This window comes from Paraburkholderia sp. GAS199 (genome assembly GCF_050436585.1).
Taxonomy (GTDB): Bacteria; Pseudomonadota; Gammaproteobacteria; order Burkholderiales; family Burkholderiaceae; genus Paraburkholderia.
On the sequence record NZ_JBNDMM010000002.1, the window covers coordinates 1,186,859 to 1,203,513 of the forward strand.

The 16,655-nt window shown below is 64.0% G+C and carries 15 protein-coding genes; 8 read left to right on the plus strand and 7 right to left on the minus strand.

Going from position 1 to position 16,655, the window contains the following annotated elements; all coding sequences use genetic code 11:
- Positions 1-178: 178 nt before the first annotated feature.
- The 6 genes from P3T18_RS11380 to P3T18_RS11405 all read left to right on the plus strand — a co-directional run bounded on the left by P3T18_RS11380 (position 179) and on the right by P3T18_RS11405 (position 7,051).
- On the plus strand, positions 179-1,807 hold the full coding sequence (locus P3T18_RS11380) for an ABC transporter substrate-binding protein (RefSeq protein ID WP_429299990.1): 1,629 nt from the start codon (positions 179-181) through the stop codon (positions 1,805-1,807).
- Positions 1,808-1,939: 132 nt separating this feature from the next.
- Positions 1,940-2,950, plus strand: a complete 1,011-nt coding sequence (locus tag P3T18_RS11385) for an ABC transporter permease subunit (protein WP_310813610.1) — start codon at positions 1,940-1,942, stop codon at positions 2,948-2,950.
- 7 nt (positions 2,951-2,957) lie between these two features.
- Positions 2,958-3,875, plus strand: a complete 918-nt coding sequence (locus P3T18_RS11390) for an ABC transporter permease subunit (RefSeq protein ID WP_429299991.1) — start codon at positions 2,958-2,960, stop codon at positions 3,873-3,875.
- Positions 3,875-4,879, plus strand: a complete 1,005-nt coding sequence (locus tag P3T18_RS11395) for an ABC transporter ATP-binding protein (protein ID WP_429299992.1) — start codon at positions 3,875-3,877, stop codon at positions 4,877-4,879. The genes P3T18_RS11390 and P3T18_RS11395 overlap by 1 nt, the downstream gene beginning before the upstream one ends.
- On the plus strand, positions 4,876-5,895 hold the full coding sequence (locus tag P3T18_RS11400; protein WP_429299993.1) for a peptide ABC transporter ATP-binding protein: 1,020 nt from the start codon (positions 4,876-4,878) through the stop codon (positions 5,893-5,895). Before P3T18_RS11395 ends, P3T18_RS11400 begins: the two co-directional genes overlap by 4 nt.
- Positions 5,888-7,051, plus strand: coding sequence for a TraB/GumN family protein (locus P3T18_RS11405; protein ID WP_429299994.1), 1,164 nt, complete (start codon positions 5,888-5,890; stop codon positions 7,049-7,051). The genes P3T18_RS11400 and P3T18_RS11405 overlap by 8 nt, the downstream gene beginning before the upstream one ends.
- A 17-nt stretch (positions 7,052-7,068) precedes the next feature.
- On the opposite strand, the gene P3T18_RS11410 is transcribed toward P3T18_RS11405, so the two are convergent.
- Positions 7,069-8,868, minus strand: coding sequence for a tetratricopeptide repeat protein (locus P3T18_RS11410; RefSeq protein ID WP_429299995.1), 1,800 nt, complete (start codon positions 8,866-8,868; stop codon positions 7,069-7,071).
- 350 nt (positions 8,869-9,218) lie between these two features.
- On the opposite strand from P3T18_RS11410, the gene P3T18_RS11415 reads away from it, so the two are divergent.
- Entirely contained in the window at positions 9,219-10,748 is a 1,530-nt protein-coding gene (locus tag P3T18_RS11415) for a tetratricopeptide repeat protein (RefSeq protein ID WP_429299996.1), read from the plus strand.
- Between the two features lie 57 nt (positions 10,749-10,805).
- Here the strand turns inward: P3T18_RS11415 and P3T18_RS11420 are convergent, their stop codons facing one another.
- The 5 genes from P3T18_RS11420 to pxpB all read right to left on the minus strand — a co-directional run bounded on the left by P3T18_RS11420 (position 10,806) and on the right by pxpB (position 15,316).
- A complete protein-coding gene (locus P3T18_RS11420) occupies positions 10,806-11,762 on the minus strand; it encodes a DUF979 domain-containing protein (RefSeq protein ID WP_429299997.1) in 957 nt (318 codons plus the stop codon).
- A complete protein-coding gene (locus P3T18_RS11425; protein ID WP_429299998.1) occupies positions 11,759-12,505 on the minus strand; it encodes a DUF969 domain-containing protein in 747 nt (248 codons plus the stop codon). The genes P3T18_RS11420 and P3T18_RS11425 overlap by 4 nt, the downstream gene beginning before the upstream one ends.
- A 336-nt stretch (positions 12,506-12,841) precedes the next feature.
- Positions 12,842-13,594 carry a 5-oxoprolinase subunit PxpA gene (gene pxpA, locus P3T18_RS11430; protein ID WP_429299999.1) on the minus strand — a complete coding sequence of 251 codons (753 nt, stop codon included), beginning with the start codon at positions 13,592-13,594 and terminating at the stop codon, positions 12,842-12,844.
- A gap of 19 nt (positions 13,595-13,613) precedes the next feature.
- Positions 13,614-14,666, minus strand: coding sequence for a biotin-dependent carboxyltransferase family protein (locus tag P3T18_RS11435; protein WP_429300000.1), 1,053 nt, complete (start codon positions 14,664-14,666; stop codon positions 13,614-13,616).
- Entirely contained in the window at positions 14,663-15,316 is a 654-nt protein-coding gene (pxpB, locus tag P3T18_RS11440; protein ID WP_429300001.1) for a 5-oxoprolinase subunit PxpB, read from the minus strand. The genes P3T18_RS11435 and pxpB overlap by 4 nt, the downstream gene beginning before the upstream one ends.
- A gap of 204 nt (positions 15,317-15,520) precedes the next feature.
- Between pxpB and P3T18_RS11445 the strand changes: the two genes are divergently transcribed.
- Entirely contained in the window at positions 15,521-16,033 is a 513-nt protein-coding gene (locus P3T18_RS11445) for a winged helix DNA-binding protein (protein WP_429300002.1), read from the plus strand.
- A gap of 12 nt (positions 16,034-16,045) precedes the next feature.
- Here P3T18_RS11445 and P3T18_RS11450 read toward each other — a convergent pair whose 3' ends face one another.
- On the minus strand, positions 16,046-16,642 hold the full coding sequence (locus P3T18_RS11450) for a 5-formyltetrahydrofolate cyclo-ligase (RefSeq protein WP_429300003.1): 597 nt from the start codon (positions 16,640-16,642) through the stop codon (positions 16,046-16,048).
- Positions 16,643-16,655 lie beyond the last annotated feature (13 nt).

The following is a 16,655-nucleotide window of genomic DNA, read 5'->3' on the forward strand; positions in this document are numbered from 1 at the left end:
TTTTGCTGAGTCCTTCCTCTAGTGCGCACGCTCCGGCCAGTGCCGGCGTGCGCCTGCGCGTATGCCCGATTGGTTTCCTATCGTCAACAGGGGTAATTTCCTCTGCTTGTTGCTGCGAGCCAAGCTCAAGTAATATCGCGCTACGCCGGCGGGAGCCGGCCACGAACCTGGAGGAAACATGAAGCAAAACAATCTGTTGCGCGCCGCGCGTGTTACGACGCTCGTCGCAGCTGCAGCGGCATCGATGGTGGGCGCCAGTGTCGCGCGCGCCGAGATTCCGAATAAAACCCTGGTCTACTGCTCAGAAGGCAGCCCTGCGGGTTTCGATCCGGCCCAATACACCACGGGCACCGATTTCACGGCTAACACGTTCACCGTCTACAACCGCCTCGTCGAGTTCGAGCGCGGCGGCACCAAGGTCGAGCCGGGCCTCGCCGAAAAGTGGGAAGTCTCCGCGGACGGCAAGACGTACACGTTCCACCTGCGTCATGGCGTGAAGTTCCAGACCACGTCGTTCTTCAAGCCGACGCGCGAATTCAACGCGGATGACGTCGTGTTCACGTTCCAGCGCATGCTGGATCCGAACTCGGCCTTCCACAAGGCTTACCCGGTCCAGTTCCCGTACTTCACCGACATGGGCCTCGACAAGCTCATCACGGGTGTCGAGAAGGTCGACCCGTACACGGTCAAGTTCACGCTGAAGGAAGTCAACGCGCCGTTCATCCAGAATCTGGCGATGGAATACGCGTCGATCCTGTCGAGCGAATATGGCGACCAGTTGATGAAGGCAGGCAAGGCCGCCGACATCAACCAGTTCCCGGTCGGCACCGGCCCGTTCATTTTCCGCAGCTACACGAAAGACGCGACGATCCGCTTCGACGGCAATCCGGATTACTGGAAGCCGAACGCAGTGAAGATTTCCAAGCTGATCTTCTCGATCACGCCGGACGCCGGCGTGCGCGTGCAGAAGATCAAGCGCGACGAATGCCAGGTGATGAGCTACCCGCGTCCGGCCGACATCGCGCCGCTGAAGGCCGAGTCGAGCATCGACATGCCGTCGCAGCCGGGCTTCAACCTCGGCTACCTCGCGTACAACGTGTCGCACAAGCCGGTGGACAAGGTCGAAGTGCGTCAGGCGCTCGACATGGCGATCAACAAGAAGGCGATCATCGATTCCGTCTACCAGGGCGCAGGCCAGGCCGCGACGAATCCGATGCCGCCGACCCAATGGTCGTATGACAAGAACCTGAAGGGCGCAGCCTACGATCCGGAAAAGGCGAAGGCGCTGCTGGCGAAGGCCGGTTTCCCGAACGGTTTCGACATCACCCTGTGGGCGATGCCGGTGCAACGCGCGTACAACCCGAACGCCCGTCTGATGGCGGAAATGATCCAGGCCGACTGGGCCAAGATCGGCGTGAAGGCGAAGATCGTCACGTATGAATGGGGCGAGTACATCAAGCGCGCGCACGCGGGTGAAGACGACACGATGCTGATCGGCTGGACCGGCGACAATGGCGATCCGGACAACTGGCTCGGCACGCTGCTCGGCTGCGAAGCGGTGAACGGCAACAACTTCTCGAAGTGGTGCTACAAGCCGTTCGACGATCTGATCCAGAAGGGTCGCGTCACGTCGGATCAGGCTGCACGCACGACGGCGTACACGCAGGCGCAACAGATTTTCGCGCAGCAACTGCCGTTCTCGCCGATCGCTCACTCGACCGTTTATCAGCCTGTCAGCAAGAAGGTGGTCGACATGCGTATCGAGCCGCTCGGTTATGCGCGCTTCGACGGCGTCAGCGTCAAGTAAAAGTAATACAGTCAAGCTTACGCAGTAGCTTTTCGCACGGTTAGAAAACTGGTCGAAATGGTCCGGCGACCGGGGTCACAAGCCCTCGTCGCCGGTTGCGTTTTTTCTTCATCAAGACCATAGGGACGAACCATGTTCCGCTTCGTTTTGCGCCGCATTGGCATGGTGATACCGACTTTCATCGGCATTACGATCCTCGCGTTCGCGCTGATTCACCTGATACCGGGCGACCCCATCGAAGTGATGATGGGCGAGCGCGGCGTCGATCCCGCCATGCACGCTGCCGCGATGCATCGTCTCGGGCTCGACGAGTCCTTGCCGATGCAATACGTTCACTACATCGGCCGCGCGCTGCATGGTGACCTCGGCACTTCCATCATCACCAACACCAGCGTGATGGGCGAGTTCCTCGCCCGCTTCCCCGCCACCGTCGAACTCTCCATTTGCGCCATGCTGTTCGCGCTGATCGTCGGCCTGCCGGCGGGCGTGTTCGCCGCCTTGCGGCGCGGCACGGTGGTCGATCACGGCGTGATGGGCACGGCACTCACCGGTTACTCGATGCCGATCTTCTGGTGGGGCCTGATTCTCATCATGGTGTTCTCCGTCAAACTGGGCTGGACGCCGGTGTCGGGCCGCATTGCGGTCGAATACGACATTCCGCACGTGACCGGCTTCATGCTGATCGACGCGATGATGTCCACCGACGAAGGCGCGTTCAAATCGGCGCTGAGCCACCTGATCCTGCCGGCCATCGTGCTCGGCACGATTCCTCTGGCGGTCGTCGCGCGCATGACGCGCTCGTCGATGCTCGAAGTGCTGCGCGAGGACTACATCCGTACCGCGCGCGCCAAGGGTTTGTCGCCGGCTCGCGTGATCGTCGTGCATGCCTTGCGCAATGCGTTGATTCCCGTGGTGACCGTGATCGGTCTGCAGGTCGGCACGCTGCTCGCCGGCGCAGTGCTGACCGAGACGCTGTTTTCCTGGCCGGGCATCGGCAAGTGGCTGATCGATGCGATCGGCCGACGCGACTATCCCGTGGTGCAGGGCGGTATCCTGATGATCGCCACGCTGGTGATCGTCGTGAACCTCGTCGTCGATCTGTTGTACGGCGTGCTGAATCCGCGTATCCGCCATACGAGGTAACACGAACATGGCAGACCTACAAAATACAGTCCCCCAGGCCGTCACTCCTCCGAGTGGCCGCGCCATCGCCGCCCGTGAATTCTGGGCGAATTTTTCCCGCAACCGTGGTGCGGTCGGTGCCGGCATCGTCGTGCTGGTGATCGTCTTCATTGCGATTTTCGCGCCGCTGATCGCGCCGCACAGCCCGATCGAACAGTACCGCGACTTCGTCAAGATTCCGCCTGCGTGGCTCGACGGCGGCAACTGGAAGTTCATTCTCGGCACCGACGAAGCGGGCCGCGACATTCTCTCGCGCCTGATGTACGGCGCGCGGCTGTCGTTCTGGATCGGCTTCGTTTCGGTGGTGCTCGCGCTGATTCCGGGCGTCGTGCTCGGCCTGATCGCGGCATTCTTCGAGAAGTGGGCCGACACGCCGATCATGCGCATCATGGACGTGCTGCTCGCGCTGCCTTCGCTGCTGCTGGCCGTCGCGGTCGTGGCGATCATCGGTCCGGGCCTCGTCAACACCATGCTCGCCATCGCAATCGTCGCGCTGCCGGGTTATGTGCGGTTGACGCGTGCGTCGGCGCAAGGCGAATTGCAGAAGGAGTACGTGACGGCTTCGCGCGTCGCGGGCGCCAGCACCTTGCGGCTGATGTTCTCGCAAGTGCTGCCGAACTGCACCGCGCCGCTGATCGTGCAGGCAACGCTCGGCTTTTCCTCGGCGATTCTCGATGCCGCGGCACTCGGCTTCCTCGGTCTCGGCGTGCAACCGCCGTCGGCGGAGTGGGGCGCGATGCTGGCCTCGGCGCGCGACTACATCGACAGCGCATGGTGGATCGTCACGATGCCTGGTCTTTCCATCCTGATCTCGGTGCTGGCGATCAATCTGCTCGGCGACGGGCTGCGCGACGCACTCGATCCCAAACTGAAAAGGATGGCGTGATGACTAGCCTATTGACCATCCGCAATCTAGCGGTGAACTTCAACGGCCTGCCCGCTGTCGACCGTATCAACCTCGACGTTGCGCCGGGCGAAGTGGTCGGCGTCGTCGGCGAATCGGGCTCGGGCAAAAGCGTGACGATGATGGCGCTGATGGGCCTGATCGACGCGCCGGGCAAAGTCTCCGCCGACGAAGTCACCTTCAACGGCAAGAATCTGCTGAAAGCGTCGGCCAAAGAGCGGCGCAAGATCATCGGCAAAGACATTGCCATGGTGTTTCAGGACGCGCTCACCAGTCTGAATCCGAGCTACACGGTCGGTTATCAGATCAAGGAAGTGCTGAAGCTGCACGAAGGTCTGCGCGGCAGCGCGCTAGACAAACGTGCGCTCGAACTGCTCGATCAGGTCGGCATTCCGGACGCGAAAAACCGCATCGGCTCGTTCCCGCACCAGATGTCGGGCGGCATGAACCAGCGTGTGATGATCGCGATGGCTATCGCCTGCAATCCCAAGCTGCTGATCGCCGACGAACCGACCACCGCGCTCGACGTCACGATCCAGGCGCAGATCATGGAGCTGCTGATCAAGCTGCAGAAGGAACGCGGCATGGCGCTCGTGCTGATCTCGCACGATCTGGCGGTGGTGTCCGAGGTCGCGCAACGTGTGGCGGTCATGTACGCGGGCGAGGTGATCGAGACGAATCGCGTGCCGGATATTTTCGCCGCGCCGCATCATCCGTACACGGAAGCGCTGCTGGCAGCGATTCCCGAGCACAATGTGGGCGCCGTGCGGCTCGCGGCGTTGCCGGGCATGGTGCCGGGCCGCGACGACCGTCCGAAAGGCTGCCTGTTCGCGCCGCGCTGCAAGTACGTGGTGGACGACTGCACCAAGGCACGGCCGGCGCTCGCGCCGATGCAAGGCCACGCCGAAGTGGCCCGCGTTCGCTGTATCAAACCCCTGAACCTGAGCGGCGACGCCAACGTTCACACCCATGGAGGCGCACGATGAACGCAGTACCCGAAACGCGGCGCCAGTCGAACCATGCGGGCGATCACGTGCTGGTCGCCGAGCAGTTGGCGCGCTATTACCCGGTGAAGCGCGGCATGTTCGGTCATGCCACGGTGAAAGCGTTGAACGGCGTGTCGTTTGCGCTGGAGCGCGGCAAGACGCTGGCAGTGGTCGGCGAGTCCGGCTGCGGCAAGTCCACGCTCGCGCGCCAGCTCACCATGATCGAAGCGCCCAGCGCCGGCCGTCTGCTGATCGACGGTGAAGACGTGGCCGGTGCCGGTCACGAGAAAATCGCGGCGTTGCGGCGGCGCGTGCAGATGGTGTTCCAGAATCCGTTTGCATCGCTCAATCCGCGCAAGACCGTCGAGCAGACGCTGGGCGAACCGCTCGCGATCAATACGCAACTCAGCGCCGCCGAGCGCGGCGAGCGCATCGCGCAGATGATGCGCACCGTCGGTCTGCGTCCGGAACATGCAAAACGCTATCCGCATATGTTCTCGGGCGGTCAGCGTCAGCGTGTGGCGATTGCGCGGGCGATGATTCTCGATCCGCAGATCGTGGTGGCCGACGAGCCGGTGTCCGCGCTCGACGTGTCGATCCAGGCGCAGATTCTCAATCTGTTCATGGATCTGCAGCAGCAGTTCAAGACCAGCTACGTGTTCATTTCGCACAATCTGTCGGTGGTCGAGCACATCGCCGACGACGTGATGGTCATGTACTTCGGTGGTGTGGCGGAACTCGGCGACAAGAAGCGAATCTTCTCGAACCCGCGTCATCCGTATACGCGCGCGTTGATGTCGGCCACGCCGTCTATCTTCGAGGCGGATCGCACGATCAAGATCAAGCTGCAAGGCGAAATGCCTTCGCCGCTGAATCCGCCGTCGGGCTGCACGTTCCATCAGCGCTGCCCGTACGTGATCGACCGCTGCCGCAGTGAAGAACCGAAGCTGCGTGAAGTGGATGGCCGCCAGGTATCCTGTCATCGTGCCGAGGAGGTGGGGGACGTGGATGCCTGATGGGTTGGCGGCGCGTCGTATTACGCGCCGCTCGCGTAATGGCGGCTGGATCGCCGCTTTTGCGCGGCGCTGGAGGGCGCGTGCACTGAGCTGCGTTGCGCTCTTCGGCGTCTGTTCCATGTTTTATCCGGGCTGCATGTTTGGCGGCGCGGCGCATGCCGCTGGCGCCGCGGCCAACGCGCCCGCTCAGGCGGGCCGTCCAGCCCTGCCGGTGCCCAACATGCCGGCACCGCCGCGCGCCAGTCTGCCGGGCTTCAATGCGCCGCCGTCGTTCTCGTCGTCGGCGCCGGGCACCACGGCGAGCGGGCCGGTACGCACCCAGCCCGCGCGCATGCCGTTCTATGTCGCGACTCGCGGCACCACCACCATCTACGTGCTCGGCACGCTGCACGTCGGCGATCCCGCCGACTATCCCGCGCGACAACCGTTTCGTCCGCCGATTCTCGGCGCGCTGGCCGCTTCGCCGACGCTCGCGCTCGAACTGTCGCCGGATGAATTGCTGGTCTCGCAGGACGACGTCTCGAAGTACGGCGTGTGCGCCCGCGACTGTCTGCCCGGCCTGCTGCCCGAGCCGTTGTGGCGCAAGCTCGCGTTCCGTCTGCGTGGCAATCCCGCGGCGCTCGACGCGATCAAGAAGATGCGGCCGTGGCTCGCGTCGCTGCTGGTCGAAACCTACGATTCGTTGAGCGCCGGTCTGCAAACCGAATACGGTACGGAAGCGCAGTTGCAGAACGTGTACATCCGCACGCGCGGCAAGATCGTCGGGCTGGAGACTCTGTCGCAGCAGATGCGCGCGTTCACCGGACTCAACCTGGCGCAGCAACGTGAAATGCTCGCGCAAGATCTCGTGCAGACGCCGGCCGAGAATGTCGCCGACGTGCATACCTTGCATCGCTTGTGGCAGGTGGGCGACGCGGACGCCATCGCCGCGTGGGAGGCGGCGAAGTCGGAAAAGCTGGCGCGCGACAAGCGCATTTCCAATCAGATCGACAACAAGATCGTGTACGAGCGCAATCGCCGGTTCGTGTCGCGCATGCTATTGATTGCGGCACCGAACAAGCCGGTGTTCGTCGCGATCGGCGCGTTGCATCTGGGAGGCAGGAAAGGCGTGCTGCAACTTTTGCGGCAGCACGGCTTCGTGGTGGAGGCTTACTGAGATTGGGTGCGCGCGCGTTACGCGTGCTTGCCCGCGCGAAGCGAGCGGAGTTCGTCGGCCACCTGTTTGACGACCGGTGTCCAGTCGCCCAGGCTGGTTTGCCGGAACAGTTTCATCGACGGATACCAGGGCGAATCGCCGCGATTTTCCAGCCAGCGCCAGTCGGCGTTGGCCGGCAACATTAACCACACAGGTTTGCCGAGCGCCGCGGCCAGATGCGCCACGGCGGTGTCGACGCTGATCACGAGGTCGAGGTTCATGACGAGCGCGGCGGTGTCGCCGAAATCGTGGAGACTCGCGGTGAAGTCATGAGCGCGAAATGCGGCGGGCGCGTCGGCCAACTGGCCGTGAGCTGCACCTCTCTGCAACGCATACCAGGCAATGCCGTTCGAACCGGCCAGTGAGTCCAGGTTGGACAACGCGATCGATCGGTAGCGATCGTTACCGAACGTCGGACTGCCGGCCCACACGAGGCCCACTCTGCAATTCCCGTCGCTCACGCTGTCAGTTGCGTCCATGCAATCGCGCCACGCTTCCATGCTGGCGGACTCCGCGAATACATACGGCAGATCGGCTGGAATCGTCGACAGTTCGGTGCCGACGCAACCCGGCACGCTCATCATCGGCACCCAGAAATCGTAGTCGTGTTCGATCGCGCCGCTGAACGCGCGATGTACGCCGGGCATGCGCGCGACCAGTCGCACGAGCGGTTCGCGGACGCGAACGTCGACTGTCGCGCCGCGCTGCTCCAGCACACGTGCGTAGCGCAAAAACTGGAAATGATCGCCGAATCCCTGTTCGCCGACGATCAGAATGCGCCGTCCCTGCAGCGATTCGCCATGCCATTCGGCGATGCCCGGCACCGCGATCGCTTCGTAGTCGTGCTTGCGCCACCGTTTGGCGAACGACGCCCAACCACGCGCATAGTCGCCGCGCTTGAGTTGCAGCCACGCGAGATTCTGATGCGCGTCGGCGTAGGTCGGGTCGAGCACCAGCGCGCGCTGATAGAAGCCTTCCTCTTCATCGAGGCGACCTTGCGCGCCGAGCGAGCCCCCGAGGCAAACCAGATTGGTGGGATTCGGCCTGAGCGCGACCGCTTGCCGATAGTGTGACTCGGCGCTCGCATAGTTGCCGAGTTTGCCGACCATGCTGCCGAGATTGATATGCGCTTCTGCGTAATTGGGACGCAGCGCCAGCGCGTTTTCAAAACTGGCGACCGCTTCGGCATGCCGGTCCAGCGCCTGGAATGCGTTACCCGCATTGAAGTGCGCCTCGGCGGATCGCGGATCGAGTGTCGCGGCCTGGTCGTAGCAGACGAGTGCTTCGTCGTAATGGTCCAGTTTGGCGAGCGCCGTGCCCAGGTTCAGATAAGCGTCGACGAAGGCCGGATTTGCTGCGAGCGCGAGGCGATATTGTTCGACCGCGATTTCCAGCGCGCCCTGCGCCTGCAACGCGACGCCGAAGTTGTTGCGGGCGTCGGCGAAATCCGGTTGCAACTGCAAGGCCTGGTCATAGCAGATCATGGCTTCCTGCGGATGGCCGAGCGCCGCGGCGACGAGACCGCGATTGCTCCAGCACGCGGCGTCGGTGCGGTCGAGTTCGAGCGAGGCGCTGAGCATCTGCGCGGCGAGTGCGTGCTGACCGCGCTGATGGTGCAGGACGCCGAGGTAATGCAATGCTTTGGCGTGCGCGGGATCGAGTGTCAGTGCTTCGCGGTAGAACGCTTCGGCTGAATCGAACCGGCCAGCCTGATGAGCCTCGAGGCCGGCTTCGATCAATGAGGTGACGTAGGCGGATGACGGCGTGTGATGTTCCATGATGACTCGCGAAGGAGCGCCGGCAACGGCATGATGCGCGCCGGCAAAAGTGAAAGCGGAAAGCTGTTCACGAGTCTATGTTTCGCCTTCGCGCGATGGATTCGGATGCGTCTGAATCTCGGTTGGGCTGCGTCGCCTTGCTAAGCGAGGGCGGTCGTGTTTGGGTTCGATCTTCGACGCGAAGTCATACGTGGATAGGTGCGGTGTTTATCCGCCTTCGGGATGTCGTTCAGCACGGCGTTTCAGAGCGCTCTGACTGACTCGCGCATAACACGGCACGGATAATCGTCGCCCGTCTGGCGGGCTCATGCCATGCCTCGCTCGCTCTCCCATCTCACTTCCAGCCCATCATGTCCAGCATCTCCACAACGTCACCCGAATCGACTGCCGCCTGGTACGCCGAGGCCGAACGCGCGCGTAGCGCGGGACACGCCGATCGCGCGCGCCTGCTTTTCGAGCGGATACTCGGCGCCGATCCCACGCACGCCGACGCCTTGTTTTCATGCGGTTTGCTCGCGCTGGACTCGGGTGAGCTGGAAGTGGCGCAGTACTGGATATCACGCGCTAACGAATGTCACCCGAGCGCTGTGTTTTGCGAAACCTTATGCCGCATTCAACTCCGGCTTGGCGTCTACGCGCGGGCCGCGCAAACGGCGCGGCAAGGATTGACGCTCGCACCGGACAGCGTGACGCTTCACTACTATCGCGCGTTGGCGTTGCAGGTCGAAGGGAAGATCGAAGACGCCGCGCCGGTATATCGCAGAGTGCTCGAACTCAAGCCCGATCACGCTTTCGCGCATGCCAACCTCGGCGCGCTCGCGCGGAACCTCGACGCACTCGACGACGCCGAGCGGCATCTGCGACGCGCCATCGCGCTGGCACCGGATCAGTTGGGTGCGCGCGCCAATCTCGCCACGGTCTTGCTGAGCGTCGGCCGCTATGAGGAAGCGTGGCCGCTTTTCGAGTACCGCTGGGCCAATTTCGTCGAGGCGAACGGCCGTCCCGCGCAGGGACATCCGCAATTGCCGCTGCCGCAGTGGAAAGGCGAGGGCGGCGCGAATCTCCGCACCCAGCGTTTGCTGGTCACGCCCGAGCAGGGCCATGGCGACAGCCTGCAATTCGTGCGCTATCTGTCGATGGCGACCGAACGCTTTGCGCAGGTCGGCTATGTCTGTCCGCCGGCGCTGCTGCGGCTCTATGAAGACTCGCTAAGCGCGCATTTGCCCGGTCTGCTGCTGCTCGACGAAGCGTCCGTGGATGCGCGTCACTGGGACTGGCACTGTCCGTTGATGTCTTTGCCGATGGCGTTCGGCACAAGGACCAACACCATCCCGGCCAGCAGCTATCTGTATGCGGACGCCGCGCGCGCGGCGTCGTGGGCGGCGAGGTTCGGCGTCCTGCCTGAACCGGCGTTGCCGCGAGTCGGCGTGGTGTGGGCGGGCGGCCATTCCGGCTTGCCCGAAGACAAAGTGCGCAGCATGAGCGCGACGCAGTTCGCGCCGCTTTTTACGTTGAAGCAGATACGCTGGGTGAGTCTGCAAAAAACGGACGACCCGGCGAAGCGCGCCGACCCGGCGGCCACGTCGTGTCTGATCGACTGGATGGATGACGTGAAGGATTTCGCCGACACCGCGGCGCTCATCGAAAATCTCGATCTCGTGATTTCCGTCGACACCTCGGTGGCGCATCTCGCGGCGGCGATGGGCAAACCGGTGTGGCTGCTCAACCGTTTCGCGGGATGCTGGCGCTGGTTGCGCGGGCGCGACGACAGCCCGTGGTATCCGGGCATGCGTCTATTCACGCAGACACGCAAGGGCGAGTGGAGCGACGTGCTGGATCGAATCGCGGCGGCGTTGCAGGTTCGCTTTCCCGCCGCGTGATCCATGCCGATGACGGCGCCGCGGCGCGCGACGCTCGCGCCGGGGCCGCCAGCGGTGTTACATGAACATCAGGAAATTCAGCAGGAAGATGTTCACGATCAGCAAGGTGAGTGCGGTCGGAACCTGAACCTTGATGACCGCATTCTTGTCCGGCAATTCCAGCAACGCTGCCGGCACCATGTTGAAGTTCGCCGCCATCGGCGTCATCAGCGTGCCGCAGTAGCCGGAGAACATGCCGATTGCCACCATCACCGCCGGGTTGCCGTGGAATACGCCAACCAGGATCGGCACGCCGACGCCGCCGGTCATCACCGGAAATGCGGCGAAGCCATTGCCCATCACCATCGTAAACAGCGCCATGCCGATGCAATAAACCGCGACCGCGACGAAGCGGTAGTCGAGACTGATGTACGCGGTGGTCACGTGCGCGACGGCCTTGCCGACGCCCGCGTCGGAGAACACGAGGCCGAGCATGCCGAGCATTTGCGGCAACACGGCCGCCCACGACAGCGCATCGACCAGGCGGCGCGCTTCCTTCATCGACTGGCCGACGGTGTCGCGCGTCATCACGCAGGCAATTGCCAGCGCGATCACGCAGCCGATGCCGAAGCCGATCAGCGTGACGTTCGCCTTCTCGAACAGCGGCATGCCGCCGAACACCAGATGACTCGCCGACAACGTGATGATGACCGTCACGACGGGAATCGTCAGCGCCGGCACGAAGAGCTTGTTGCCCAGCCGCGCGGCGCTCGCCTTGCGTGCTTCGAGCGACAGCACCTTCGGCTTCGCTGCCGTGACGCCACCAAAGCCCGCGATCAACGCCATCACGATAACCGCCAGACCGACCACGGCGGGCGGCAGCTTGTCGCCGATCAGGAAGATCAGTGCGTAGAGAATCCAGAAACCGCCCGCGGTCAGGCGGCGCGGATGGTCCTTGTCCGTGACGATCATGCCGCCGATGATCAGCAGCACCACGCCCAGCAGCCAGAAGAGATAAGTGATCGTGATCGTCATGCTTTGTCTCCCGCCGATTGCGTCGACGAAACCGTCGTGCCATGCGCGGCCGTATTGCCGCGCAATTCGCGTTCGAGCTTGCGGTCGAGCAGAAGCAGACGGAAGCCGTGCACGATGAACGCGCAGATCGCCGTCGGAATGCCCCACACGGCAACGTGAATCGGCTCGACGATGATGCCGGCTTCTTTCAGGAAGGTCGTCATCAGCACGATTGCGCCGAACGCCACGAAGATGTCTTCACCGAAGAACAGGCCGACGTTGTCGGTGGCGGCGGAAAACGCCCGCAGCTTGAAGCGCACCGCGTCGCTGATCTTGCCGAAACGTGTTTCGGTCGCGCCTTCGGCCATCGGCGCAATCAGCGGACGCACCATCTGCGGGTGGCCGCCGAGACCGGTGAGGCCGACCGCAGCGGTCAACTCCCGCACCAGCAGATAGACGATCAGCAGACGACCGGCCGTCGCTGCCTTGATGCCGCCGATCCACGCCTGCGCACGTTCGCGCAAACCGTGGCGCTCCAGTAGGCCGATCACCGCGAGCGGCAGCAGAATGATCAACGGGATGTTGCGGGTCTTGATGAAGCCGGTGCCGATTTCGGCGAGTATCTTTTCAGGCGGGAAGTGCGCGGCGAGTCCGGTGATGATCGCCGCGACGGCGACGATCAGCATCGGATTGAACCGTAATAAGAAGCCGACGATGATGACGGCCACTCCGATCAGTGGCCATAGACTGACAGTTGCTTGCATCTGGATCTCCAAACAGGGTTTCAACCTTGCCGCTCGTGGCGGCCGACGTGGGCCGGCGCGTGCTTGAGCCACGCGCCGTCTGGTTGCTGCGGCTCTATGCGGCCGCATGCCTCGACTACACCTGCAACTTCACCTGCACTTTCTTCCGCCTGAATTGCGCGGATACTGCAACCGGTATTGCCATGCGAGTCGTGCTGCACGGCCACGCGCTTAACGCCACGTGTCAGAAATCCCGTCCAAAGCCTGCCACCTGGCAAACGCCCCGCATGGAGCGGGGCGTTCGATGAGGCAATCTGGATACCTGGCTAAAGCGACTTCGCGCTGCTCGCCTCCGCGTCAGACGCGGGCGGCGCTGGCCGCGTGTACCTCGATGCCGGCATCCGCGAGCGCCGTGCGGATACGCCGCGCGAACGCCAGGGCATGCGGGCCGTCGCCGTGCAGACAGATGGTTTGCGCGTTCAGCGGCACCCACTGGCCGTCCACTGCCTGAACGCGACGCTCGCGCACCATCGCGAGCGTGCGTTCGAGCACCTGGTCTTCGTCGTCGAGCAACGCGCCCGGCTCCTTGCGCGGCACCAACGAACCGTCGGCGCGATAGCCGCGGTCTGCAAATACTTCTTCGATCGCGGTCAGTCCCGCGTTGCGTGCCGCCGTGACCAGTCCGCTGTTGGCAAGCGCGAACACCACCACCGACGGATCGAAGTCGTGCACCGCCGAGACGATCGCGTCGGCGATCTTCGCGTCGCGCGCGGCCTGGTTGTAGAGCGCGCCGTGCGGCTTGACGTGCGCGATGCGGCCGCCTTCGGCCTGTGCGATTGCCGAGAGCGCGCCGAGCTGATAGAGCACGCCCGCGTAGATTTCGCCGGCGGGCAGATCCATCTCCTTGCGGCCGAAGTTCTCCGGATCGTTGAAGCTCGGATGCGCGCCGATCGACACGCCTTTCTCCACCGCCCAGCGCACGCAGTCGCGCATGGCGTTGGCGCCGCCGGCATGCCAGCCGCACGCGATATTGGCCGAGCTCACGAGGTCGAGCAGCGCCTCGTCGGAGCCGCAGCCCTCGCCGAGGTCGGCGTTCAGATCGATTTCCATGGTGTTCCCCTACTCAGTGTTACAACGCCGCGACGGCCTGTTGCCGCGCGCAGCGTTCTTCGTGCATCGCGATCGCGGCGTCGATCTGCCGCAAGTACGTGCGTTCTTCCAGTAAAGCCTGACGCGCCTCGTAGGGCGTCGTCGGGATGAAGCGGATGGCGGCGTTCAGGCGCACTTGCGCGAGCTTCCACATGTCGGCCTGAATCACCGCGCCGATTTTCGGGTAGCCGCCGGTGGTCTGCGCGTCGCTCATCAGCACGATCGGTTGACCGTTCGGCGGCACCTGGATCGTGCCGGGCAACACCGCGTGCGAAAGCAGGTCAGCCTTGTGCGTGCGACGCAGTTCCGTGCCGGCGAGCCGATAACCCATGCGGTTGCTGTTCGGCGTGACGAGCCATTCGTCGGACCAGAAGGTTTCCTGCGCTTCCGGCGTGAAGCTGTCGTATTCCGGGCCGCGCAGCACGCGAATCGGCACGGCCCACGGCACGCCGGTCGGATGACGGCCGCGCCGCAGCGGCTCGTGAACCAGCACGAACTTGCACCAGGCCGGCGCCTTCACACCGAACTCCGGCGCCTCCGGGCTGAAGCCGACATGGCCGCGTTGCGGCGGTGCGCCGACCGGCAGACGGTCGCCGTCACGCAACGGCCGGCCGCCCAAGCCGCCGAACTGGCCGGCGAGGTCGGTGCTGCGCGAGCCGAGCATCGGCAGGACATCGACGCCGCCCGCGACGCACACATAGCCGCGCATGCCGCGCTTCGCCGCGTTCAGCACCAGTTCCTGACCGGCCTGCACCGGCAGACTCCACCACGAGTAGACGGGTTTGCCGTCGAGCGTGGCGCTGAATTCGGTGCCGGTGATGGCGACCCGCGTGGCGCGCAGAAAACGCAGCGCGGTCGGGCCGAAGGTAATTTCCAGGCCCGCCGCATCCGGACGGTTGCCGACCAGCCGGTTGCCGACTTCTAACGACAGGCGGTCGAGCGCGCCACCCATGGCGATGCCGAGATGCCGGTAGCCGTGCCGGCCGAGGTCCTGAATCGTGGTCAACAGACCCGCGCGAATCACGTCGATCATGCGTGTATCCCCGCAACGGTGAAGCGCACCCGGTCGCCGGGTTGCAGCAGGGTCGGGGGACGGCGCGTCGGATCGAACAGCGGCGTATCGGTGCGGCCGATCAGTTGCCAGCCGCCGGGCGAAGTGGCCGGATAGATGCCAGTCTGCTCACCGCCGATACCGACCGAGCCGGCCGGCACTTCCAGGCGCGGCGACGCGCGGCGCGGCGTGTGCAGGACGGTGTCGAGACCGCCCATATAGGCGAAGCCCGGCTGGAAGCCGAGAAAGAACACCACGTACTCGCCGTCCGAATGACGCTGGACGACCTCGCGCACACTCAACCCCGTGTGATCGGCCACGGCCTGGAGATCGGGGCCGAACTCGCCGCCGTATTGCACCGGGATCGCGACTTCGCGGCCGGCCGCTGAGACGCTGCCGCCCGCGTCCCACGCGGCTTGCAGCTGGCTCGCCAGCGCTTCGCGGTCGGCTTCGAGCGGATCGAACACGAGCGTCAGATTGTTCATGCCCGGGACGACTTCCAGCACGTGCGGCCAGTCGCGGGCGGCCTCGGCGGCAGCCCAGACGCGTCGCTGGCACTCCAGCGTGGCAGGCGGCGGCGCTTCGCAGACGAGCGCGGCGTCGCCCAGCGGGAAGATTCTTGGTTGGCTCATTGCTTAATGGCCCAGGTCGAGTCGGGAATTCCGGTACTGCGCATCTCATGACCGGATAACGGCGAAAGACACGCGACGATTGAAGCGTACATTATCAATAAAATATCAACAATTTCTCAATAAGCGTTTTTGCCAGGCTCCCGGTCGACGGTCGCTCGTCGTACACTCCCGTCAACTTTCCAAACTGTGTCGAGAATCGTCATCATGTCGCGCCATCCCACCAAGATCGTCTCCTCGGAACATCTCGTGTCCGACACAAGCGCGGAACTGTCCGAACTGGAGTACGCGCTCATCATGGCGGGCAACGCGTTCAACCGATGGATGGTGCGATGCATGTCGGCGGCCGGCGAAAAAGACATGACGGCCATCGAAGTCTCGTTGCTGCATCACGTCAGCCATCGCGAGCGGCGCAAGAAGCTGGCGGACATCTGCTTCGTGCTGAACATCGAGGACACGCACGTCGCGACCTACGCGCTGAAGAAGCTCGTAGCTAGAGGGTATGTAAAAAGCGAAAAGACCGGCAAGGAAGTGTTCTTTTCCGCAACGGACATCGGGCGCGAGCTGTGTCTGAAATATCGCGAAGTGCGCGAGAGCTGCCTGATTTCGACATTGAAGGAAAGCGGCCTGACCAACGAGCAGATCGGCGAGGCCGCGCAACTCATGCGCAATGCCTCCGGCCTGTACGACACGGCGGCGCGGGCGGCCGCCTCGCTCTAACGCCTATTGGATTCAGTCGGGCCGGGCGTGCAGACCGGCTTCGGTCACGATGAGATCGAGCGGGATGTCGTGCGCTTCGCGCTGCAACGCTTCGAGGCGGCAGGCTTCATAGGCGATGCCGACGGTGACCGGCCGCTGCGCGCCGGGCCATGCGGCCAGCGTGCGATCGTAGTAGCCGCCGCCGTAACCCAGCCGGTAGCCCGCGGCGTCGAAACCCACGCACGGCACGAACAGCAGATCGGGAATCGCCACGCGTCCCGAGACGGGCTCGGGGATGTTGTGATGACCCACCTGCATCGGCGTGTCGGGTGTCCAGACGTGAAACTCGAGCGGCACACCACGTTCCTTCACGATCGGCAGACTGGCCTCGCGATGCGCGCCGCTTGCGAGCCAGACGGCGATCGCGCCGCGCGCGTCGAACTCGCCCGCGAGCGGCCAGTAGAACCCCACGCTCGCCACGTCGTAGCGCTTTAACACGTCCAGCAGGCGACGTTCGAGCGCAGCCTGAACACCCGGCTCGGAAGCCGCGTGCAGCCTCGTTTCCAATAGCCTGCGACGCAGCGCCTTTTTCGATTCCGCGACGGGGTTGCATGCTATGCTTGGGTTCAATTCGCGCTCCAGA

What these genes read in the sequence shown, in the direction of transcription:
- P3T18_RS11425 (WP_429299998.1), bottom strand. Translation starts at nt 12,505, where the DNA reads ATGCAAGCAACTGTCAGTCTATGGCCACTGATCGGAGTGGCCGTCATC.
- P3T18_RS11410 (WP_429299995.1), bottom strand. Translation starts at nt 8,868, where the DNA reads ATGGAACATCACACGCCGTCATCCGCCTACGTCACCTCATTGATCGAA.
- P3T18_RS11405 (WP_429299994.1), top strand. Translation starts at nt 5,888, where the DNA reads ATGCCTGATGGGTTGGCGGCGCGTCGTATTACGCGCCGCTCGCGTAAT.
- P3T18_RS11395 (WP_429299992.1), top strand. Translation starts at nt 3,875, where the DNA reads ATGACTAGCCTATTGACCATCCGCAATCTAGCGGTGAACTTCAACGGC.
- P3T18_RS11385 (WP_310813610.1), top strand. Translation starts at nt 1,940, where the DNA reads ATGTTCCGCTTCGTTTTGCGCCGCATTGGCATGGTGATACCGACTTTC.
- P3T18_RS11420 (WP_429299997.1), bottom strand. Translation starts at nt 11,762, where the DNA reads ATGACGATCACGATCACTTATCTCTTCTGGCTGCTGGGCGTGGTGCTG.
- P3T18_RS11435 (WP_429300000.1), bottom strand. Translation starts at nt 14,666, where the DNA reads ATGATCGACGTGATTCGCGCGGGTCTGTTGACCACGATTCAGGACCTC.
- P3T18_RS11380 (WP_429299990.1), top strand. Translation starts at nt 179, where the DNA reads ATGAAGCAAAACAATCTGTTGCGCGCCGCGCGTGTTACGACGCTCGTC.
- P3T18_RS11445 (WP_429300002.1), top strand. Translation starts at nt 15,521, where the DNA reads ATGTCGCGCCATCCCACCAAGATCGTCTCCTCGGAACATCTCGTGTCC.
- P3T18_RS11400 (WP_429299993.1), top strand. Translation starts at nt 4,876, where the DNA reads ATGAACGCAGTACCCGAAACGCGGCGCCAGTCGAACCATGCGGGCGAT.
- pxpB (WP_429300001.1), bottom strand. Translation starts at nt 15,316, where the DNA reads ATGAGCCAACCAAGAATCTTCCCGCTGGGCGACGCCGCGCTCGTCTGC.
- P3T18_RS11415 (WP_429299996.1), top strand. Translation starts at nt 9,219, where the DNA reads ATGTCCAGCATCTCCACAACGTCACCCGAATCGACTGCCGCCTGGTAC.
- pxpA (WP_429299999.1), bottom strand. Translation starts at nt 13,594, where the DNA reads ATGGAAATCGATCTGAACGCCGACCTCGGCGAGGGCTGCGGCTCCGAC.
- P3T18_RS11390 (WP_429299991.1), top strand. Translation starts at nt 2,958, where the DNA reads ATGGCAGACCTACAAAATACAGTCCCCCAGGCCGTCACTCCTCCGAGT.